The 17,501-nt window shown below is 43.0% G+C and carries 17 protein-coding genes and 1 other annotated feature; of the genes, 14 read left to right on the top strand and 3 right to left on the bottom strand.

Annotation, left to right across the window (positions count from 1 at the left end):
• From AC1DSE_RS15170 to AC1DSE_RS15155, 4 genes are all read left to right on the top strand, one after another.
• On the top strand, positions 1 to 890 hold an 890-nt coding region (locus AC1DSE_RS15170), incomplete at its 5' end, for a right-handed parallel beta-helix repeat-containing protein (RefSeq protein WP_477527843.1).
• On the top strand, positions 887 to 1,456 hold the full coding sequence (locus tag AC1DSE_RS15165; protein ID WP_477509676.1) for a nitrous oxide reductase accessory protein NosL: 570 nt from the start codon (positions 887 to 889) through the stop codon (positions 1,454 to 1,456). The genes AC1DSE_RS15170 and AC1DSE_RS15165, both read left to right, overlap by 4 nt.
• Positions 1,453 to 2,274 carry an ABC transporter permease gene (locus AC1DSE_RS15160; protein WP_477509675.1) on the top strand — a complete coding sequence of 274 codons (822 nt, stop codon included), beginning with the start codon at positions 1,453 to 1,455 and terminating at the stop codon, positions 2,272 to 2,274. Before AC1DSE_RS15165 ends, AC1DSE_RS15160 begins: the two co-directional genes overlap by 4 nt.
• A complete protein-coding gene (locus AC1DSE_RS15155; RefSeq protein ID WP_477509674.1) occupies positions 2,267 to 3,004 on the top strand; it encodes an ABC transporter ATP-binding protein in 738 nt (245 codons plus the stop codon). The genes AC1DSE_RS15160 and AC1DSE_RS15155 overlap by 8 nt, the downstream gene beginning before the upstream one ends.
• A gap of 66 nt (positions 3,005 to 3,070) precedes the next feature.
• Here AC1DSE_RS15155 and AC1DSE_RS15150 read toward each other — a convergent pair whose 3' ends face one another.
• Positions 3,071 to 3,562 (bottom strand): FixH family protein, encoded by a 492-nt coding sequence (locus tag AC1DSE_RS15150; protein ID WP_475442597.1) that lies wholly within the window; start codon positions 3,560 to 3,562, stop codon positions 3,071 to 3,073.
• Between the two features lie 19 nt (positions 3,563 to 3,581).
• Entirely contained in the window at positions 3,582 to 4,997 is a 1,416-nt protein-coding gene (locus AC1DSE_RS15145; protein WP_477527842.1) for a PepSY-associated TM helix domain-containing protein, read from the bottom strand.
• A 244-nt stretch (positions 4,998 to 5,241) separates the two neighbouring features.
• On the opposite strand from AC1DSE_RS15145, the gene AC1DSE_RS15140 reads away from it, so the two are divergent.
• Together AC1DSE_RS15140 and AC1DSE_RS15135 are read left to right on the top strand one after the other, a co-directional pair.
• The gene (locus tag AC1DSE_RS15140) at positions 5,242 to 6,300 is read left to right on the top strand and encodes an LLM class flavin-dependent oxidoreductase (RefSeq protein WP_477527841.1); all 1,059 of its coding nucleotides are present in this window, start codon (positions 5,242 to 5,244) and stop codon (positions 6,298 to 6,300) included.
• Positions 6,301 to 6,315: 15 nt separating this feature from the next.
• Entirely contained in the window at positions 6,316 to 6,882 is a 567-nt protein-coding gene (locus tag AC1DSE_RS15135) for an NADPH-dependent FMN reductase (RefSeq protein ID WP_477527840.1), read from the top strand.
• A gap of 77 nt (positions 6,883 to 6,959) precedes the next feature.
• Here the strand turns inward: AC1DSE_RS15135 and AC1DSE_RS15130 are convergent, their stop codons facing one another.
• On the bottom strand, positions 6,960 to 7,307 hold the full coding sequence (locus AC1DSE_RS15130; protein ID WP_076265647.1) for a winged helix-turn-helix transcriptional regulator: 348 nt from the start codon (positions 7,305 to 7,307) through the stop codon (positions 6,960 to 6,962).
• Between the two features lie 324 nt (positions 7,308 to 7,631).
• Here AC1DSE_RS15130 and AC1DSE_RS15125 point away from each other — a divergent pair, with 324 nt between their 5' ends.
• The 8 genes from AC1DSE_RS15125 to AC1DSE_RS15090 all read left to right on the top strand — a co-directional run bounded on the left by AC1DSE_RS15125 (position 7,632) and on the right by AC1DSE_RS15090 (position 17,485).
• Positions 7,632 to 9,287 carry a helix-turn-helix domain-containing protein gene (locus tag AC1DSE_RS15125; protein WP_477509671.1) on the top strand — a complete coding sequence of 552 codons (1,656 nt, stop codon included), beginning with the start codon at positions 7,632 to 7,634 and terminating at the stop codon, positions 9,285 to 9,287.
• A gap of 137 nt (positions 9,288 to 9,424) precedes the next feature.
• Complete coding sequence (locus tag AC1DSE_RS15120) at positions 9,425 to 10,393, top strand: ABC transporter substrate-binding protein (protein ID WP_477509670.1); 969 nt, start codon at positions 9,425 to 9,427, stop codon at positions 10,391 to 10,393.
• Positions 10,394 to 10,411: 18 nt separating this feature from the next.
• On the top strand, positions 10,412 to 11,419 hold the full coding sequence (locus AC1DSE_RS15115) for a FecCD family ABC transporter permease (RefSeq protein ID WP_477509669.1): 1,008 nt from the start codon (positions 10,412 to 10,414) through the stop codon (positions 11,417 to 11,419).
• Positions 11,416 to 12,423 (top strand): FecCD family ABC transporter permease, encoded by a 1,008-nt coding sequence (locus AC1DSE_RS15110; RefSeq protein ID WP_477509668.1) that lies wholly within the window; start codon positions 11,416 to 11,418, stop codon positions 12,421 to 12,423. Before AC1DSE_RS15115 ends, AC1DSE_RS15110 begins: the two co-directional genes overlap by 4 nt.
• Positions 12,424 to 12,602: 179 nt before the next feature.
• Positions 12,603 to 12,863, top strand: a binding site (T-box leader).
• Positions 12,864 to 13,006: 143 nt separating this feature from the next.
• On the top strand, positions 13,007 to 14,092 hold the full coding sequence (gene asd / locus AC1DSE_RS15105) for an aspartate-semialdehyde dehydrogenase (protein ID WP_477509667.1): 1,086 nt from the start codon (positions 13,007 to 13,009) through the stop codon (positions 14,090 to 14,092).
• A 252-nt stretch (positions 14,093 to 14,344) separates the two neighbouring features.
• On the top strand, positions 14,345 to 14,911 hold the full coding sequence (locus AC1DSE_RS15100; RefSeq protein WP_083681473.1) for a 5' nucleotidase, NT5C type: 567 nt from the start codon (positions 14,345 to 14,347) through the stop codon (positions 14,909 to 14,911).
• A gap of 5 nt (positions 14,912 to 14,916) precedes the next feature.
• On the top strand, positions 14,917 to 16,683 hold the full coding sequence (locus AC1DSE_RS15095; RefSeq protein WP_477509666.1) for a LamG-like jellyroll fold domain-containing protein: 1,767 nt from the start codon (positions 14,917 to 14,919) through the stop codon (positions 16,681 to 16,683).
• 7 nt (positions 16,684 to 16,690) lie between these two features.
• Positions 16,691 to 17,485 carry a DeoR/GlpR family DNA-binding transcription regulator gene (locus AC1DSE_RS15090; protein WP_441875181.1) on the top strand — a complete coding sequence of 265 codons (795 nt, stop codon included), beginning with the start codon at positions 16,691 to 16,693 and terminating at the stop codon, positions 17,483 to 17,485.
• Positions 17,486 to 17,501: the final 16 nt, after the last annotated feature.

Below are 17,501 nucleotides of genomic sequence, written 5' to 3'. Positions count from 1 at the left end.
GCGTAGCTCAGAATCGTCCATTGAAACTATCTGACAAAGGAAATGGAATAGATCTGTATGAGTCGAATGGGAATAACTTCAATGGGAATACGATTTCTTCTATGCACGATGGTATTTATATGGAGAACAGCGATGATAATGTAATCGAAAATAATCATTTTGAGCTGCTGCGCTATGGTGTGCATTGCATGTATACAAAAGGGACGGTCATTCGCAATAATTACGGCAATCTGAACATTACTGGAGCAATGATTATGGCTGTTCGCGATGTCGAGGTTTCTGGAAACCGATTCAATAAACAAAGTGAAAGTGTTAATTCCCAAGGCATTTTATTGTTTGACGCACATGATACATCAATCATAGGCAATCATGTCGAGGGAAACCGCGTCGGGCTTTATGTAGAACAATCCACGCAAAACAAAATAGAAGACAATGCTGTAATCGGTAATTTTATTGGGATACAGCTGCTTGATGCTAAAGATAATGTGATTACTAAAAACCAGTTTGTAGGTAATGTGGCAAGCGCAGAAGCAAAAAATAGTATTGGCAATGCGCTAGACGGTAACTACTGGGATTCCTTCCAAGGCATTGATACGGATGGCGATGGCAGAAGCGAAATAGCCTATGCATTAAATCCTTTTTTTCAAAGTCTTGTTAAAGCGAAGCCCGGTTTTCAATTGTTTTTTCAGTCGCCAGGAATGATCTTTCTCGAAGATCTCTATCAGTCGGATAGACAGCTCTGGTCAACAGACTTTTCTCCGTTGATGCGGCCAACTGGGGAACTGAAATCTATATTACCGACACAAACGCTTCTGCATTCTGCGGTAGTTGGCGCTGGACTTTTGATTTTGGCGTTTTTTATCATTTATATGGGGGTAAGAAAAAGATGAAAACGGGACGATTAGGTGCAACAATTTTTTTACTTGTTATTTTGATGCTGGCAAGCGCTTGTGGAGCCACGGAATACAAGCCGCAAGCAATTAACGAAGAAACGGATAAATGCGTCATCTGCAATATGGCGGTAAAGGATGATCCTTACGCAACCCAAATCATCACGACGGATGGTCAGTCTTTAAAATTTGATGACATCGGATGCATGAATAAGTGGAAAGTTGAGAACGGAACCGAAACATTAGGTGCAGAGTTTGTTAGAGATCATAATAGCGGAGATTGGGTTAAATATGAGAAAGCTTATTATGCTTACGATGCTGAGTATATTACCCCGATGGCTTATGGAGTTATTGCCTTTGAGGATAAAGCGTCTGCGCAAGCTTACATCGATGAGCAAGGTAAGGGACAGCTGCTGAGCTCGGATGAGCTTGCTCATCATAAATGGGAAGTTAACCGAGAAATGATGGATATGGAAGAGATGGAGAAGCACAATGAAAGCATGCATTCCGATGGAAGCAAAGATGAGATGGACATGGGCCATGAGACGGAAGGTAACCCGTCGTGATTCAGACGCTTTATATTTCAATAAGGGAATTGAAGTTAGGGTTTCGCAATCCGTGGGCCTATTCTTTTATGGGTCTTTTTGCATTATTTATGCTCTGCCTGCTCTTAATTAACGCGCAAGGTTATGTTCAGGGCTATTCTGGCATTACCGGAACAACGCTTAATCTAGTCTTATATTTATTGCCATTGATGTCCTTGCTGCTCGGCTCGTTTTCTTTGACCGCAGAGAAGGAGGACGGAAGCTGGGAGTTATTATCGACTTATCCTATCAGCACCTGGTCATTTATGCTCGGAAAATACTTAGGGCTTGCAGTTGTGCTGCTAGTTATCGTGTTTGTAGGTTTTGGCGCTGCGGGTCTTCTTGGTTTAGCCGCTGGATCAGGCTTTGGATTGCAGACATATGTGCAGCTGCTATCCTTTTCCGCCAGCATTGCTTTGTTTTTTCTTGCCATTGCTCTGCTCATAGGTACACTCGCGAAAAATCGCTGGCAAGCTTTAACGATTGGTGTAGCCATTTGGTTTTTTGCTATTATCGGCTGGCCGCCATTGCTTATTTCCGTCCTTGGCTTCATGCCATATCCCGTTATCAAGCCAGCAGTTACTGTACTCACTTTTGTTAATCCTGCAGAGCTTTCCAGGCTTTTTACAGTAGTGAAGCTTGGCGGGGGAGCCATATTAGGTCCGGAATATTATGAATGGATCAAATGGATCAAGCAGCCTGCGGGGAGTATAGGTTTCGCTTTTACAGCTGTTCTATGGATAGGATGCGTGATCACAGCTGCACAGTTCATTTGGGAGAGGAGGCGATCACGTGCCTGATCCTATTGTGAAGCTTGAAGGCGTCAAGAAATCAATAAAGAAACAAGTCGTCATTAATGCGCTTGATTTGAACGTGGAACGAGGTCAAATTTTGGCTTTGTGCGGAGGAAATGGCGCAGGCAAAAGTACGATTTTAAGAATGATCGCAGGTATTTCACAGCCTGACAGCGGTATTATTGCTGTTCAAGGTTTGCGCTGGAAAGATGATCGCAAGCGTTACGCTGAGCTTATAGGTTACATGCCGGATGATTTTCGGTTTGGTACTGGATTAACAGCTTATGAAACACTTGCGTTTTGGGCATCGCTGCGAGGGGTACCAAAACTAAGAGTACAGGAAGTACTGGAGGAGGTAGGCCTTGCGGATACTGGGAAAAAATCAGTATCCTCCTTCTCGAAAGGAATGCGACAACGTGTATTGTTTGCACAGGCTTTATTGGCCAAGCCGCCCATTGTATTGATGGATGAGCCTACTAATGGTCTCGATCCATACTGGATTGAAACCTTCGTACGTATGGTGAAAGAAATCGCAGCGAATGGCCAGACTGTTATTTTTTCAACACATCAACTTCATGTGGCAGAGGCGCTTGCTAACCGAATTGCTCTGTTAAGAGGCGGTCATATTGAGCTTGAAGGTTCTTCTGTACAGATTCGGGAGCAATTAGGCGCGAGAGGACTTCAGGATGCATTCGCAGAGTGGTTTGGATTAACGGGCAGCCTTAACGGATTTTAATTATTCCCTAATACACAAAACAAATCCCCCGACCTGTTTAGGCGGGGGATTTGTTGCATTTCTTCTTTAATGATGATGTCCGCTCTCCACAGGTGCAGGTTCACCAGAATGTTGTGCGCTCTCCAGCATTGCTAGCTTTTCAATCGCATCCTTGCCAATCGCAAAGCGCTTGGCCGGCATAACCTGATCGTTTGCAAAATGAATGCGAGATTGGACAACATAAAGGCCTTCCTTGGCAATTGGATGCGTGACACTATATACGCCAGGCGACAATTGTTCTGCTTGTATGGTCACGGCGGAAGACTGGTCGTCTTCCTGCCAGATGATGAATTGTGCTTGATCTGCGTTTATCATCGGCTTACCGCTCTTAAGGACTTCTACGGAGAAATGGTTTGGTTTTTCAATTTCGAGGTTCTCAGGCAAAAGAAGATTAACAGTTAGATGAGGCGGTAGACCGCTCTCGTCAACTTCAGCAGATTTGGCAGTGCAGCTACATAACAATACGACAAGAAGAAGCGGCAATGCCGACTTATACAAACGGCGGATGGTTACATTCATAAGTACATTCTCCTTAAGCTTAGACCGAGAACCAGTGCCGTAGCGACTTTATTCTGCGGAGGATGAATAAATCGAGGATAAGAACTACAAGAATCGATAAGCCAACTAAGGGCATTAAAGCGCCGCATGCCAACATGATGATCAGTACGCCAATCGTTATTTTTCTGCTCTTTGGTTTGRCTGGAGCGCCAAGTTTGCCTTCAGGCTTACGCTTGCGCCACATTACATAAGAGCTTATGGCTACCAGGATAAGTCCCATGCAGGCAATTAATCCAAGCAGCTGATTGGCTAAGCCAAATAGGGTGCCTTCATGAAAAGCGATGCCATATGAAATCGCTTTGGCCATAATACCATAATCTGCAAAGCGTACATCTGTCAGTACTGCTCCGCTATATTGATCGATGTGAAGCGTTGCATCCTTACCCGGTGTGGGATGCGATGTGGATACAGTAAAAACACCGCTTTCTCCTATAGGGATTGTAATCGTGTAGGGTTTCAGAACATGACGCTGATCAGCAATAGCTTCCATTTCATTTATGCTTAAAGGTACATAACCCCCTAGTACAGAAGCAGGAACGGGTAAACTTTCTGCTGCCCAAGGCAAATCCTCGGCAATATCTTTGGCGACAGTAACGGATTCAGGTTTTGCGCCAAAGATGGACGCGAAGGGAGGCGTATTCGTGTTCGTTGAATTAGCCAGCTTATCGATTTGTCCCCCCATAATCCCAGACCATGGCAGTCCTCCAGCTATAATGACTAACAAAACGAGGGATATCCAGAAGGCAGGAACCGCATGCAAATCTCTCCAGAAAATACGGCTTCCGGGTTTACTGAGCCTTGGAAGAATAGTTCCCCATATGGCAGCTTTATTGCGTGGCCACCAAAGGAATAAACCGGTCAATAACATGATGATCGCCCAGCATGCTGCAAGTTMTACAAGCCAGTTGGCAAAGGTACCGCCTATAACGAGCTCGCTGTGCATTTTTTTGAAAAAAGCGGAAAATGTTTTGTCGCTGTTCATCATGCCAAGTACATTGCCAGTGTAAGGATCCACGTACATCGTTGTGGAGGTTCCATTCCGGCTTACCGCCATTTTGTAGCTTGATTTAGGATCATCGTCGAGCGTAATAGACGATACTATAGTGCCTGGATAAGCTTTTGTTGTTTTTTCAATAATTCCCTCAGGCGGCATCTTGGTTGTTCCAACTTCACGAACAGTAAGCATATCTTTGTACAAATATCCCTCGATTTGCGGTTTGAATAAATAGACGGAGCCGCTGAATGCTAAAACGATCAAGAAGGGTGCAAAAATAATGCCTGCGTAAAAATGCCATCTCCAAACAGACTGATAAATGGCTTGGCGTATTCCTGTTGATGCGCGTTTTTTCATCCCGGGTTCAGATGTGTTTAATTTTTCTACTGGCATATTGCTCATAAAACGTTACCCCGTTCCTGTAATAATAAAATCTCATTTATTATAACGTCATGAAGGATAACATCGGATGACTCGATAGAGCTATCATTTCAAATCTAAAAAAGGTGTAAATATCACAATAGTATACTTTTAGATACCCTGTTCCTCGAAAGTACGTACTTCCATTACCTATTTAAAAGAGTAATAATAGGGTCATAACAAAAAGTAATTAACTTAAATTAGATAAGAGAGAGGTTGATATATAGTGGAAAAATATCGTATTGATCAAAGCAAAGGAATAGAGTTTGGGCTTTACTCTCTAGGGGATCATTTGCCCAACCCGCATACGGGTGAGCGGATCTCAGCACAGCAGCGCATTAAAGAAATCATTGAAGCGGCCAAATTATCTGAACAAGCAGGTCTTGATGTGTTCAGCGTTGGTGAAAGTCATCAGGAATACTTTGTATCCCAAGCCCATGCCGTTATTCTTAGCGCTATCGCTCAGGCAACAGATAAAATTAAAATATCAAGCTCAGCATCGATTATAAGCACTTCCGATCCCGTTCGTGTTTATGAAGACTTTGCGACGATCGATTTGATATCGAGTGGAAGAGCAGAAATCGTGGCTGGCAGGGCATCACGAATCGGATTGTTTCAATTGCTTGGGTATGATCTTCGTGATTATGAAGAGCTGTATGAAGAGAAATTCGAGCTGCTAAATGTAATCAATAATCAGGAGACGGTTACATGGAATGGACAATTTCGTGCTCCTCTAAACGATGCAAAAATATTGCCACGGCCGTTAAACGGCTCTTTACCGATATGGCGTGCAGTAGGCGGATCGCCAGCTAGTGCGATAAAAGCTGGAATGGCAGGGGTGYCAATGATRCTGGCGACATTAGCGGGTCCGTCATCAAGCTTCAAATTATCTGTTGACGCCTACCGAAGAGCTGCTGAACAAAGTGGTTTTGACCCAGCAGCGCTGCCAGTTGCAACCACTAGCTTGTTTTATGTAGCGGAAACCTCACAGCAAGCGATGAAGGAAGCTTACCCTCATGTTAACAAAGGTATGGAATTTTCTAACGGACGCGGTTTTCCGAAGCAGCATTTTGCTCAAGGTGCCGATACCCGCAATGCTTTGATGGTTGGAAGTCCTCAAGAAATTATTGAAAAAATACTATATCAATATGAGCTGTTTGGTCACCAGCGTTTTCTCGCTCAAATTGAATTTGGCGGCGTATCATTTGAAAAAATCATGGAGATGATTGAAACCATTGGCACTGTTATTTTACCCGCAATAAAAAAATATACAGCAGCGAAATAATAGGAGGGATTCATTATGAAAATCGTTGGCTTGTCGGGATCAATCGTGGGCTCAAAAACAAGAACAGCAATAAATTACACCTTGGAATCGGTCAAAAAGCAATACCCTGATGCGGAAGTGACGTTAATTGATTTGGCCGATTATACGATTCAATTCAGCGATGGTCGCAATTATTTGGAATATGAAGGTGATACGGGCTACGTTACGAAAACCRTTATGGATGCAGATGCCATTATTATTGGGACACCCGTCTTTCAAGCTTCCATTCCAGCTACTTTAAAAAATATTTTTGATTTGCTGCCCGTTAATGCTTTTCGCGATAAAATTGTGAGTATGCTTGTTACAGCTGGGTCATCCAAGCACTATTTAATTGCAGAACAACAATTGAAGCCTATTTTAGCTTATATGAAAGCTCAGATCGTGCAAACCTATGTGTTTATTGAAGAGAAGGACTTTCAGAGGAAAGAAATTGTGAATGACGATGTTATTTTTCGAATTGAGCGTTTGGTGGAGGATACCGTTGTATTGACCGACACATTTACCAAGATTCGTGAACAGAAAGAAGAAAAGTACGATTTTTAAGACAGCTGCTTGAAAACGTTGCAGTCCCGCTGTGCCATAGAGTAAAAAGATGAACTGCAGAGTTCATCTTTTTTTACTTAAAGGCTAGTTTGATTCTTTTTTTGCATTTTATACAAGGTGTGCTTGGTGCCCCATTCGTGCATAATATCGAGAACAGGTTCTATGCTCTTGCCGTATTCCGTTATGGAATATTCTACTTTTGGCGGTACTTGAGCATATACTTTTCGAGAGATGATGTCCTCTTCTTCGAGCTCACGCAGCTGTTGGGTTAACATTTTCTGCGTTATTCCTGGTAGATTTCGTTTCAACTCACTGAATCTGTTGGTGCCCGAATGCATAAGATGCAACAAAATGAGGGGCTTCCATTTGCCTACTAAAATACTGAGGGCATCATCTACATTACATAACTCGGGCTGCTTGTCCATTTCGATTCGTTCCACCTTACAGTATTTTTTGTATTATATAGTACATGTAAGCATGTACTTACTATGATTGATTTCATTATTCATATTAGCATCATAAAGTGTGATTAGAAAGCGATCATTGAAGTGTGCGCTTTTGCAGCCAAAATCCTCCATACGAATGGAGGTTATTTTGCGTTTATAATTAAGTGCATCTAGTTTCCAAACCGCAGTGTAGATGATATTATCCTTATGGTTGTACAATATAATCAGGACTTTCATTATCATCTCATTTGTATGGTCTGAATACGCTGCAAGTGTTCACTTTTACTATTGGAGGCTTTATTTGTGAAAAAAAATGTTGACTCGGAGTGGGCAGAATCCCACTTTCCATTATATACGGCTGAGAGTATTGATTCGATTTATAGTACAACGAATCGCCCAATGTATGAAATAAACGAGAGCTTAACGGTGCTGATTGCAATTGTTAGCGGCAAAGGCAGCCTTCGGATCAAGGATCAGCTCTACGAGTTGATGGAAGGCAGCGTTATCCTCGTTCCAGCGAACACAGAGGCAGTACTGAGTGCAAATATGATGCATCCTCTTCATATGTACAAGCTTGCTATAAATACCCGAGAGCAGGTGAATTCTCAGTCATCAGGCACAATGATGAGAAAGAGTGAGGCAGCATCAAATTCTAGTGTACATTTTTTTCCTAATGAACCTGCGATTACAGCATCTGTGGAGGAGCTATATATTCACCGATTGCCAGGAAATGAAATCCGCCATGTACAAAATCAAATTGTGTTTCATCAAATTATTCTCCAATTGCTGGAGGGGCAAGAGGCTAAGTTTGCTTCAAGCGAAAAACCATCTATGGAACGCAGCATTGCTTACTTAGAGAGCCACTTTAGTGAAAAGATAACGCGTGAGCAATTAGCAGAAATTGCAGGTGTAAGTCGGTCCCACTACTCCATTCTCTTTAAGCAGTTAACCGGGTTCTCGCCTAGTGACTACTTATCGCGCCTTCGTGTGCATCGTGCCAAGGAGCTATTGATTAGCGGTTCGGGCACGCTCAGGGAAATTGCCCTGAAGGTCGGCTACAAGGATGAATTTTATCTCAGCCGGCGTTTTAAACAGGAAACAGGGGCAGCACCTTCGGCGTACAACCGAGGCACTTTCCAGAGAGTGGCTGTATTGCTGACACCCTATGCGAGTCATCTGCTTTTACTTGGTTTGGAGCCGGCGGTAATCATCTCGGACAGCAGTGAATATGTGAATACGTCCGGACTTCAATCGCCTCAAACCATGATGTTTATAAACGCTGACTGTTCGGCAGAACAAGTGAAATCGTTATTGCTCGAAAACAACATTGAGCTGATTATTGCGGCAAATCAGCATTTGGATGAGTATGGACTCAATGTAGAACAATTACGGGCAGTCGCGCCTATTGTGGAAATATCGTGGATGGAATTAGGCTGGAAAGAGCATCTTCGTCTTATCGCTCAAGTTATACAGAGAAGAGATAAAGCAGAGCAGTGGCTAACAGAGTATCAGAGAGAGGAACAGCACGCGCGTTCCTTGGTGCAGCAAAGCAGAGCCGCGCAAGAAATTGTAACGATTCTCGTCATTAAGCCTGAACATTTGCTCGTTTATGGAGCGCGCAATGTCGGATGTGTGGTTTATCAATCGCTCGGATTACAGCCTCCTGCACGGATCAAGGAGGATATGGACAAGCTTGGCGATAAATTTCATTCCATTCCGATTAAGATATCGGAGCTTGTACAATATGCTGGGGATCGAATATTAGTTATCGTTTTTCCTGATGCGAAAGGATCAACTGCTCATTCTGATGTAATATTCAAATCTAATTATTGGAGTCAGCTTCCTGCCGTACAGCAAGGTAACGTACATCTGCTCAGCCATGATGAATGGATTCCATACAATCCCGTTTCAATTCGTTTGCAGCTTCAACGCGCTGTATCTTTATTCACAAGCAACTAATAGTCCAAGTTAATTTCCCAACAAAAAGGCATGGATCAGAGCATAATGCATCCCTATAATAACGTTATGGTAATGAAAATGATAATTATTTTCAATGCCCAAACATGATAGCAAAAGAAAAGGGAGAGAGTCATCTTATGAAAAAGCTTTTTGTTCCGTTCGTTCTATCTTTAGTTCTTATTCTGAGCGCTTGCGGCGGCAATCAAAACAATAATGCAAGCAGCACGCCTGAAGTATCATCCACGGATGCACCGAAAGATGAGGCGTCACCATCAACAACCTCAGATTCGGGCACCTTTACTTATCAATCAGAAAATGGCCCTGTGGAAGTTCCGACCAATCCACAACGCGTCATTGTAATTACAAGGTTCTTAACAGGTAACGTTATGGCGTTAGGTGTGCCGCTTGTCGGCGTGGATGAAATGTCCAAGGATAACCCAAACTTTAAAGAAAAGCTAGCGAATACAGAAGCAGTTACAGATGAAAGTCTTGAGAAAATCATCGAGCTGAATCCAGATCTTATTATTGGACTATCCGATATTAAAAACATTGACAAGCTCAAGCAAATCGCTCCTACAGTTACTTATACTTACGGCAAAGTAGATTTCTTAACGCAACAGATTGAAATTGGCAAGCTGTTGAATAAAGAGCAGGAAGCTAAAAACTGGGTCGATGATTTTAACGCGCGTACGAAAAAAGTTGGCGAAGAAATCAAAGCAAAAATCGGTGCGGATGCGACGGTTTCGGTTATCGAGACATTCAATAAGCAGCTTTATGTTTATGGTGACAATTTCGGCCGCGGAACTGAAATCCTCTATCAACAATTCGGGCTAGGCATGCCTGAGAAAGTTAAAGAAGCGACGAAAGCAGAAGGATTTTTCGCAGTTTCAACGGAAGTTCTGAAGGACTACAGTGGGGATTATGTCATTTTCAGCAAAAACGCAGATGAAGACAATACGTTCCAAGACACTGAGACGTACAAAAATATTGCTGCTGTCAAAAACCAACACGTTTTTGAAGCGGATGCCAAAGCGTTCTACTTTAATGACCCGCTTAGCATGGAATATCAATTAGAATTTTTCATTCAAAATTTTCTAGGAAAATAAAATAAAGAAGAGAGTCCAATGAAAAGTAAACGACAATCTGTTTTAATTTCATATAAGCTCATAGGCTGCTTACTCATGCTTGTTCTGAGCTTCTTTCTATCCATGAAATTCGGAGCAGCGGATACGACATTTCGAGAGCTGTGGCTGGCTATCACGACCAACGTGAAGGACGATAATATTCTCGTCCTTCGCGAGATCCGGCTGCCTCGTGCGATAGCAGCGATATTGATCGGTGCTGCTTTCGCTGTATCCGGCGCTATTATGCAAGGGGTCACGCGCAATCCACTTGCAGATCCAGGCTTGCTAGGTCTCACTTCCGGCGCTAACATGGCGCTCGCGCTGGCTTTTGTATTCATACCGGGGCTGAACTATTTCGGCATCATGCTTGCTTGTTTCCTCGGAGCTGCTCTTGGAGCAGCGCTGGTCATGGCTCTTGGCGCGACTCGGCGAGGAAAATTGTCTCCGATGCGAATTATACTTGCTGGAGCAGCCGTTTCAGCTTTTTTGTACGCGATCTCAGATGGCGTCAGCATCTTTTTCAAAATTTCCAAGGATGTAACGATGTGGACTGCTGGAGGATTGATCGGAACAACCTGGTGGCAGCTTCAAGCCATTGCGCCGGTCATTCTTATTGGCATTGCGGCAGCTTTGATTCTCTCGAACCAAGTAGGCATACTGAGTCTGAGTGATGAGGTAGCGATGGGGCTTGGACAAAAGCTGATGATGATCAAAGCGATTTTGTTCGTTCTAGTTATTGTACTTACTGGCGCTTCGGTTGCGCTTGTTGGCAATATGGCCTTTGTAGGTTTGATGATTCCGCATATCGTGCGTAGGTTCGTAGGTACCGATTATCGGCATGTCATGACCTTCTCTGCTTTTGCAGGAGCAATCTTCATGCTGCTTGCTGATATGCTGAGCCGGACGATTAACGCACCTTATGAGACGCCTGTAGCAGCTATAGTTGCTATGCTGGGTTTGCCTTTCTTCTTATTTGTCGTGCGTAGAGGAGGGAAAGCATTCTCATGACATTGTCAGCTCTCATTCGCAAACAACGCTTGATTCTGCTAGCCAGTTTTGTACTGATTGTTGTTACGGCTGTCATCAGCATGGGAGTAGGGTACTCAAAACTGTCGTTTGACAGACTGCTTCCTGTACTGCTTGGCCATGGCACCTTCAAAGAGGATTTTGTCCTGTTTTCCGTACGTTTGCCGCGGATCTTGATCACCTTGCTGTCGGGTATGGCTCTTGCATTGGCTGGTTCAATATTGCAAAGCGTCACTCGCAACGATCTCGCAGATCCTGGAATAATCGGCATCAATTCTGGAGCAGGCGTGGCTATCGCGATATTTTTTCTCTACTTCCCGATCGATGTAGGAACATTCGTTTATATTTTGCCGTTAGTCGCTTTCCTTGGCGCATTGCTCACAGCGGCTCTAATCTATTTTTTCTCGTACAGCCGAACACGCGGGCTTGATCCCATTCGACTGGTACTCGTCGGTGTCGGTTTCTCAATGGCGCTGTCGGGAATAATGATCGTCATTATTTCCTCAGCAGAACGCTCGAAGGTCGATTTTATCGCAAAATGGATTGCAGGTAATATATGGGGGGCGGATTGGCCGTTCATCTGGGCTTTGCTTCCATGGCTGTGCTTACTCATTCCGTTCACCTTGTATAAGTCACATCGGCTCAATCTTCTTTCATTGAACGAAGAAACAGCGGTTGGTGTCGGTCTAAAGCTTGAACGGGAACGTCTCGTGTTGATTCTAACCGCGGTTGCCGCATCTGCGTCAGCGGTATCGGTTACAGGAGGAATTGCCTTTGTTGGATTGATGGCACCGCATATTGCGAAAGCATTGGTTGGTCCACGCAATCAGCTGTTCATTCCTGTCGCTGTTTTGCTCGGCGGATTACTGCTGTTAGTGGCGGACACAATTGGCCGCAATATCGTCGATCCTGACGGTATACCTGCCGGTATCATGGTTTCATTGATCGGCGGACCGTATTTTGTTTATTTACTGCTCAAAAAATAACAGTTTTCTAGCTTCATGAAAAGATTATTTGAAGAGAGCATTGCACCATTTTGGGCAAAAAACAGCATCTCGAGGACTTGTGTTAAACGGAGCACAGTTACTCAAATGTGTAATTTTTTCTACTTTTCAAAAATTGTTGTTTACGTTAGAACAGATTTTTGATAATATAATCGCAACATTCAAATGCGATGAAGAGATGAGTAAATAAATGAATTCTTTCACAGAGAGCTCCGTTAGCTGAAAAGGAGTAAGAGTTCCTTATTGAACAAAGACTTAGAGCAGCACATCGGAACCGGGTTACGGGGATGGTGTGACAGGAGCTCCTGTTACAGAGCTAGAGTATAAGCATGCGCTTGCATAGCCGTACTTGAAGAGGTTAATATGGCGACATATTGACGAATCTGGGGTGGTACCACGAGCATATTAATCTCGTCCCTAAGACTTACCATAGTCTTGGGGGTGGGATTTTTTTTATTGGTGCAAAGCTTACTCAATGTACATTGTATATAAGGTATAACAATTTAAAATATTCGAATCGTTAGTTACAGAATGATTAAGCGATATAGAAAGGATTGAATATCTAATGACACAAAAATTAAAAGTAGGTATTGTTGGAGGAACAGGCATGGTGGGCCAGCGGTTTGTTGACCTGCTGGATCAGCATCCTTGGTTTGAGGTTACAGCTATTGCAGCTAGCGCCAGCTCGGCAGGTAAAACTTACGAACAGTCGGTACAAGGCAGATGGAAGCTCACCAGCCCTATTCCTGAAGCTGTAAAAAATATTGTTGTTCTGGATGCTTCGAAAGTAGATGAAGTTGCTAATCAGGTCGATTTTGTTTTTTGTGCAGTCGATATGAAAAAAGATGAAATCAAAGCGTTGGAAGAAGCTTATGCAAAAACAGGCACGCCTGTTGTATCCAACAATTCAGCTCACCGCTGGACGCCCGATATTCCTATGGTCATTCCGGAGATAAATCCTGGTCATTTGGAAGTCATTGCAGCACAGAGAAAGCGCCTTGGAACAGAAACTGGATTTATTGCTGTTAAGCCCAACTGTTCCATTCAGAGCTATGTACCTGCACTTCATGCACTGCTTGATTTCAAACCACAAGTTGTCATTGCATCGACGTATCAGGCGATATCTGGCGCAGGCAAAAACTTTACCGATTGGCCTGAAATGTTAGACAACGTTATCCCTTATATTGGCGGCGAGGAAGAAAAGAGCGAGCAGGAGCCTCTACGCATTTGGGGCAGCATCGAAAATAATGAAATCGTAAAAGCGAACGCACCTTTAATTTCTACACAGTGTATCCGCGTTCCCGTATTGGACGGACATTTGGCAACTGTGTTTGTATCATTTGAAAACAAACCTTCGAAAGAAGAAATTCTCGATCGTTGGCAGCAATTCAATGGTCGTCCGCAGGAGCTTGGCTTGCCAAGTGCACCGAAACAGTTTATTACGTATTTCGAGGAAGAGAACAGACCGCAAACGAGACTAGATCGTGACATTGAACAGGGCATGGGCGTTTCAGCGGGAAGATTGCGTGAAGACTCTGTATACGATTATAAATTTGTAGGACTATCTCATAATACAATACGTGGAGCTGCGGGCGGTGCTGTACTGATTGCCGAGCTTCTTAAAGCAGAAGGCTATATTCAGGCAAAGTAAAGCAACGCATAAGCTTTTTAATAAGATTTAACAGGTTCATTATGATTAAAGACTATCCTTCGGGATGGTCTTTTTTTATATATCGAGTTGATTTTTTTAGCTGCTTTCCACGCCATTAGATTTACAGTAAGTTAATATGTATTTGAGATGGTGAAAACAATTCGTGCCTATAATTGTGGTATGTAGACTGTTTGTTACCGATTCGTTTTGTTTTGTTGAACAATTAAATGCTTTGAACAAGGAGAGATTGCATTGAAACGCATAGCGATTGATATGGATGAGGTAATGGCGGATACTGCGGGTGCGCATTTGGAATGGTACAACAGGGATTTTAACGATAACCTGCTGATTACGGATTTGCATGGAACAACCTTGTCGCAATTGAGGCCTCAACTAAAAAAAGAAATAGACCGTTGTTTTGACAATGAAGTTTTTTTTCGTGAACTAAAAGTTATTGAACATAGCCAAGAAGTCATACGCGAGCTCAGTCAATTTTATGAGATTTATATTACGACTGCTGCGATGGAGGTTCCGGCATCATTTAAAGCCAAGTACGAGTGGTTACTCGAGCACTTTAGTTTTCTGAACAATATGAATTTTGTGTTTTGCGGAAATAAGAGTGTCATTCACGCTGATTATTTGATTGATGACAATGTAAAGCAGCTTGAACGTTTTCGAGGTCAAGGCATTCTTTACGATGCTCCGCACAATATTCATAAGACCGGGTATGTTCGGGTGCATAACTGGGGTGAGGTAAGGGACTATTTTATGGACAAGGAACGACAAACAGACGATCTTAATGTAGAGAAGGATGGTTGAGCACTATGGAACAAGGACGTGTCATGCACATTCCGCAGCGGCAGCAGCCTGTCAATGTGTTGACGCATTGGATATTTGATTCTGTGAACACATTGTCTGGTTCGATTGAGGAAAGGAATTTGGTCCTAAACGATGAAAGTGGCAACGGGAATCATATTAAGATGGTTACGACGCAGGATGTTTTGGAGCAGCCTGATAAGGTTCTGCTTGGATGGAAGGAAAGAAGCCGTGACGAAGCGGGATTAACTTTTCAAAATGATCGATGCAATAATGGAAGCGGTAGTTATTTTCAAACGGTGGAGAATGCTCCCATTAATCATGACCGATTAGAACATGGGTACACGATTGAAGCAATCGTTCAATTGCCTGAGCCATTTCATGAGGATAACCATAGCTGGATGGGGGTGCTTACGAGACAGGGCAGGGGCGCTGACATCGGCAACTCGGGAGAAAATGAGCTGCTCGCGACATTGTCTGTTTCGAACTGCAAGGAATACCAGTGGATATGTCATCCAACGAATCGATCATCCTCGGTAACGAGTTGGTCGCGTTATTTGAATTCAGGACAATGGCATCATATCGCAATTGTGAACGATAAGGAACAAACGCTAATGTATGTGAACGGTATTTGTGATTACAGCAGTCCTGCCAAATCAATTGTCGGCGTTTCTGGAGTTGAAGGCAAAGGATGGAATATTGGAGCATCGGAGTGGGGCGGTCAATTGGATCAATTATTTTCCGGAACCATTCGAGAAATCCGTATCGCTAATGAGCCTCTGGACAGGGCAGATTGGTTGCAAAACATTAGTCCACAGCAAGTTCTTCAAGGTACGAATGAGCATGTTTCACTTTTGCAGCAGGAGACCAACTACAATTTCGCTTTTATTCCAGATGCTCAGAAGCTGGTCTACTTAAATCCGGAAATGTTTGAAGCACAGGTTGATTGGATTGTGAATAATGAGTTGAGCAGCAAAATTGCAATGACTGCCTATGTAGGTGATATTGTCGATCATAGTGATGCCTTAGAGGAGTGGGAACGTTCCACCAGTGCAATCTTTGCTATGGATCAGTCACGAACCCCGTATTTGATGACAGCTGGAAATCATGACTATAATGAGGAAGATACGTATTTGAATTATTTTGGCCCAGAACGTTTTCTCAGCAAAGATTATTATAAGGGCAGTTCACCATCAAGATATAGTTCATATGGCATTGTCCAGGCTGGAAGCTATCATTATTTATGGTTAATGGTAGATATGCAGCATCTTATAAAGGACTTGGCATGGTGTAAAATAGTGCTTGATGAACATAGCGATATGCCAACTATTCTTGTTTCGCATGATATTTTGTATACAACGGGTGATAGTCAGAATCTAATTTCACATGAATCGGAAAACGGGAAAATCATATGGGATGAGCTGGTTGCTCCCTATAACCAAGTGTTCATGACGGCTAATGGGCATTATAACGGCAATTTTCATCAAACAAGGCAGAATAATTCAGGTCACGAGGTTATACAGCTGCTAATCAATTATCAAGACAGCTACCGCGGCGGCAATGGTTGGATGAGATTGGCTCAATTTAACGAGAACGACAATCATATTTGTTTTCAAACCTATTCTCCTTGGGTGGACATGTTAGGGCAAAGCGAATCTTTGACCTATCCGGATTATCGCTATTTAACAGGAAAATATGATTCGTTTACCTTTTCATTTGATTTTAAAAAACGGTTTTCCTTTGTGAATAATAGCTTAAGGCTAGAAATGGAGTGATCTTTGAATGTCTCTTTTATCAGAAGATCGAAAGCAGTATATTCTCGTTCAGCTGGATACCTTCGGGAAGGTGCAGGTCATTTCGTTAGCAGAACAGCTTCAGGTTTCTCTTGAAACGATTAGACGTGATCTGTTTGTGCTGGAGGAGGAAGGAAAGCTTAAACGTGTATATGGCGGAGCTGTAAAGGTGCAATATGAGAAAGGCGAGCCTCCCTATCAGCAGCGTCAAATTCTCAATCTTGAAGCTAAACAGGTTATTGGGCAGCGAGCGGTAGATCTGATCAATGACGGGAACACGATTTATATGGATACCGGTACAACGATTCATGAAATGGCACGAGCTCTGAGAGGTAAAAAAAGGATAACGGTTATTACCAACTCCTTAACGGTAGCGAATCTTCTAACGGAATCATTAACGCAAGGACTGTTTAACGGACGAGTCATTATTTTGGGAGGCGAAATCTCGCCAGAGCAGCAATCAGTCAGTGGTCATATATCACAGGAAATACTTAAAAACTTTTACGTGGATAGAGCTTTTGTTTCCGTAGGCGGTATTTCAATCGAGACAGGAATTAGCGATTACGATATGAATGATTCCGTCATTTCAAGAATGATTATATTGAAGGCGAAGGAAGTGATCGTGTTAGCGGATCACAGCAAGATTAGTATACAGGCATTTTGCCACATTGCACCTTTAGAAGCGATTGATGTTGTCGTCTGTGAGAAGGATCATCCTGAAGCATGGGCACAAGAGCTCGAAATAAAAGGAATTACTTGGATTAACGCAAGTCAAATCAATTAAGCGAGAAGAATCGGAC

The sequence above is a fragment of the Paenibacillus sp. 01L418 genome (assembly GCF_056400045.1).
The sequence above is the reverse complement of the archived record's forward strand: the minus strand, read 5'-3'. Positions and strand labels throughout refer to the sequence as shown.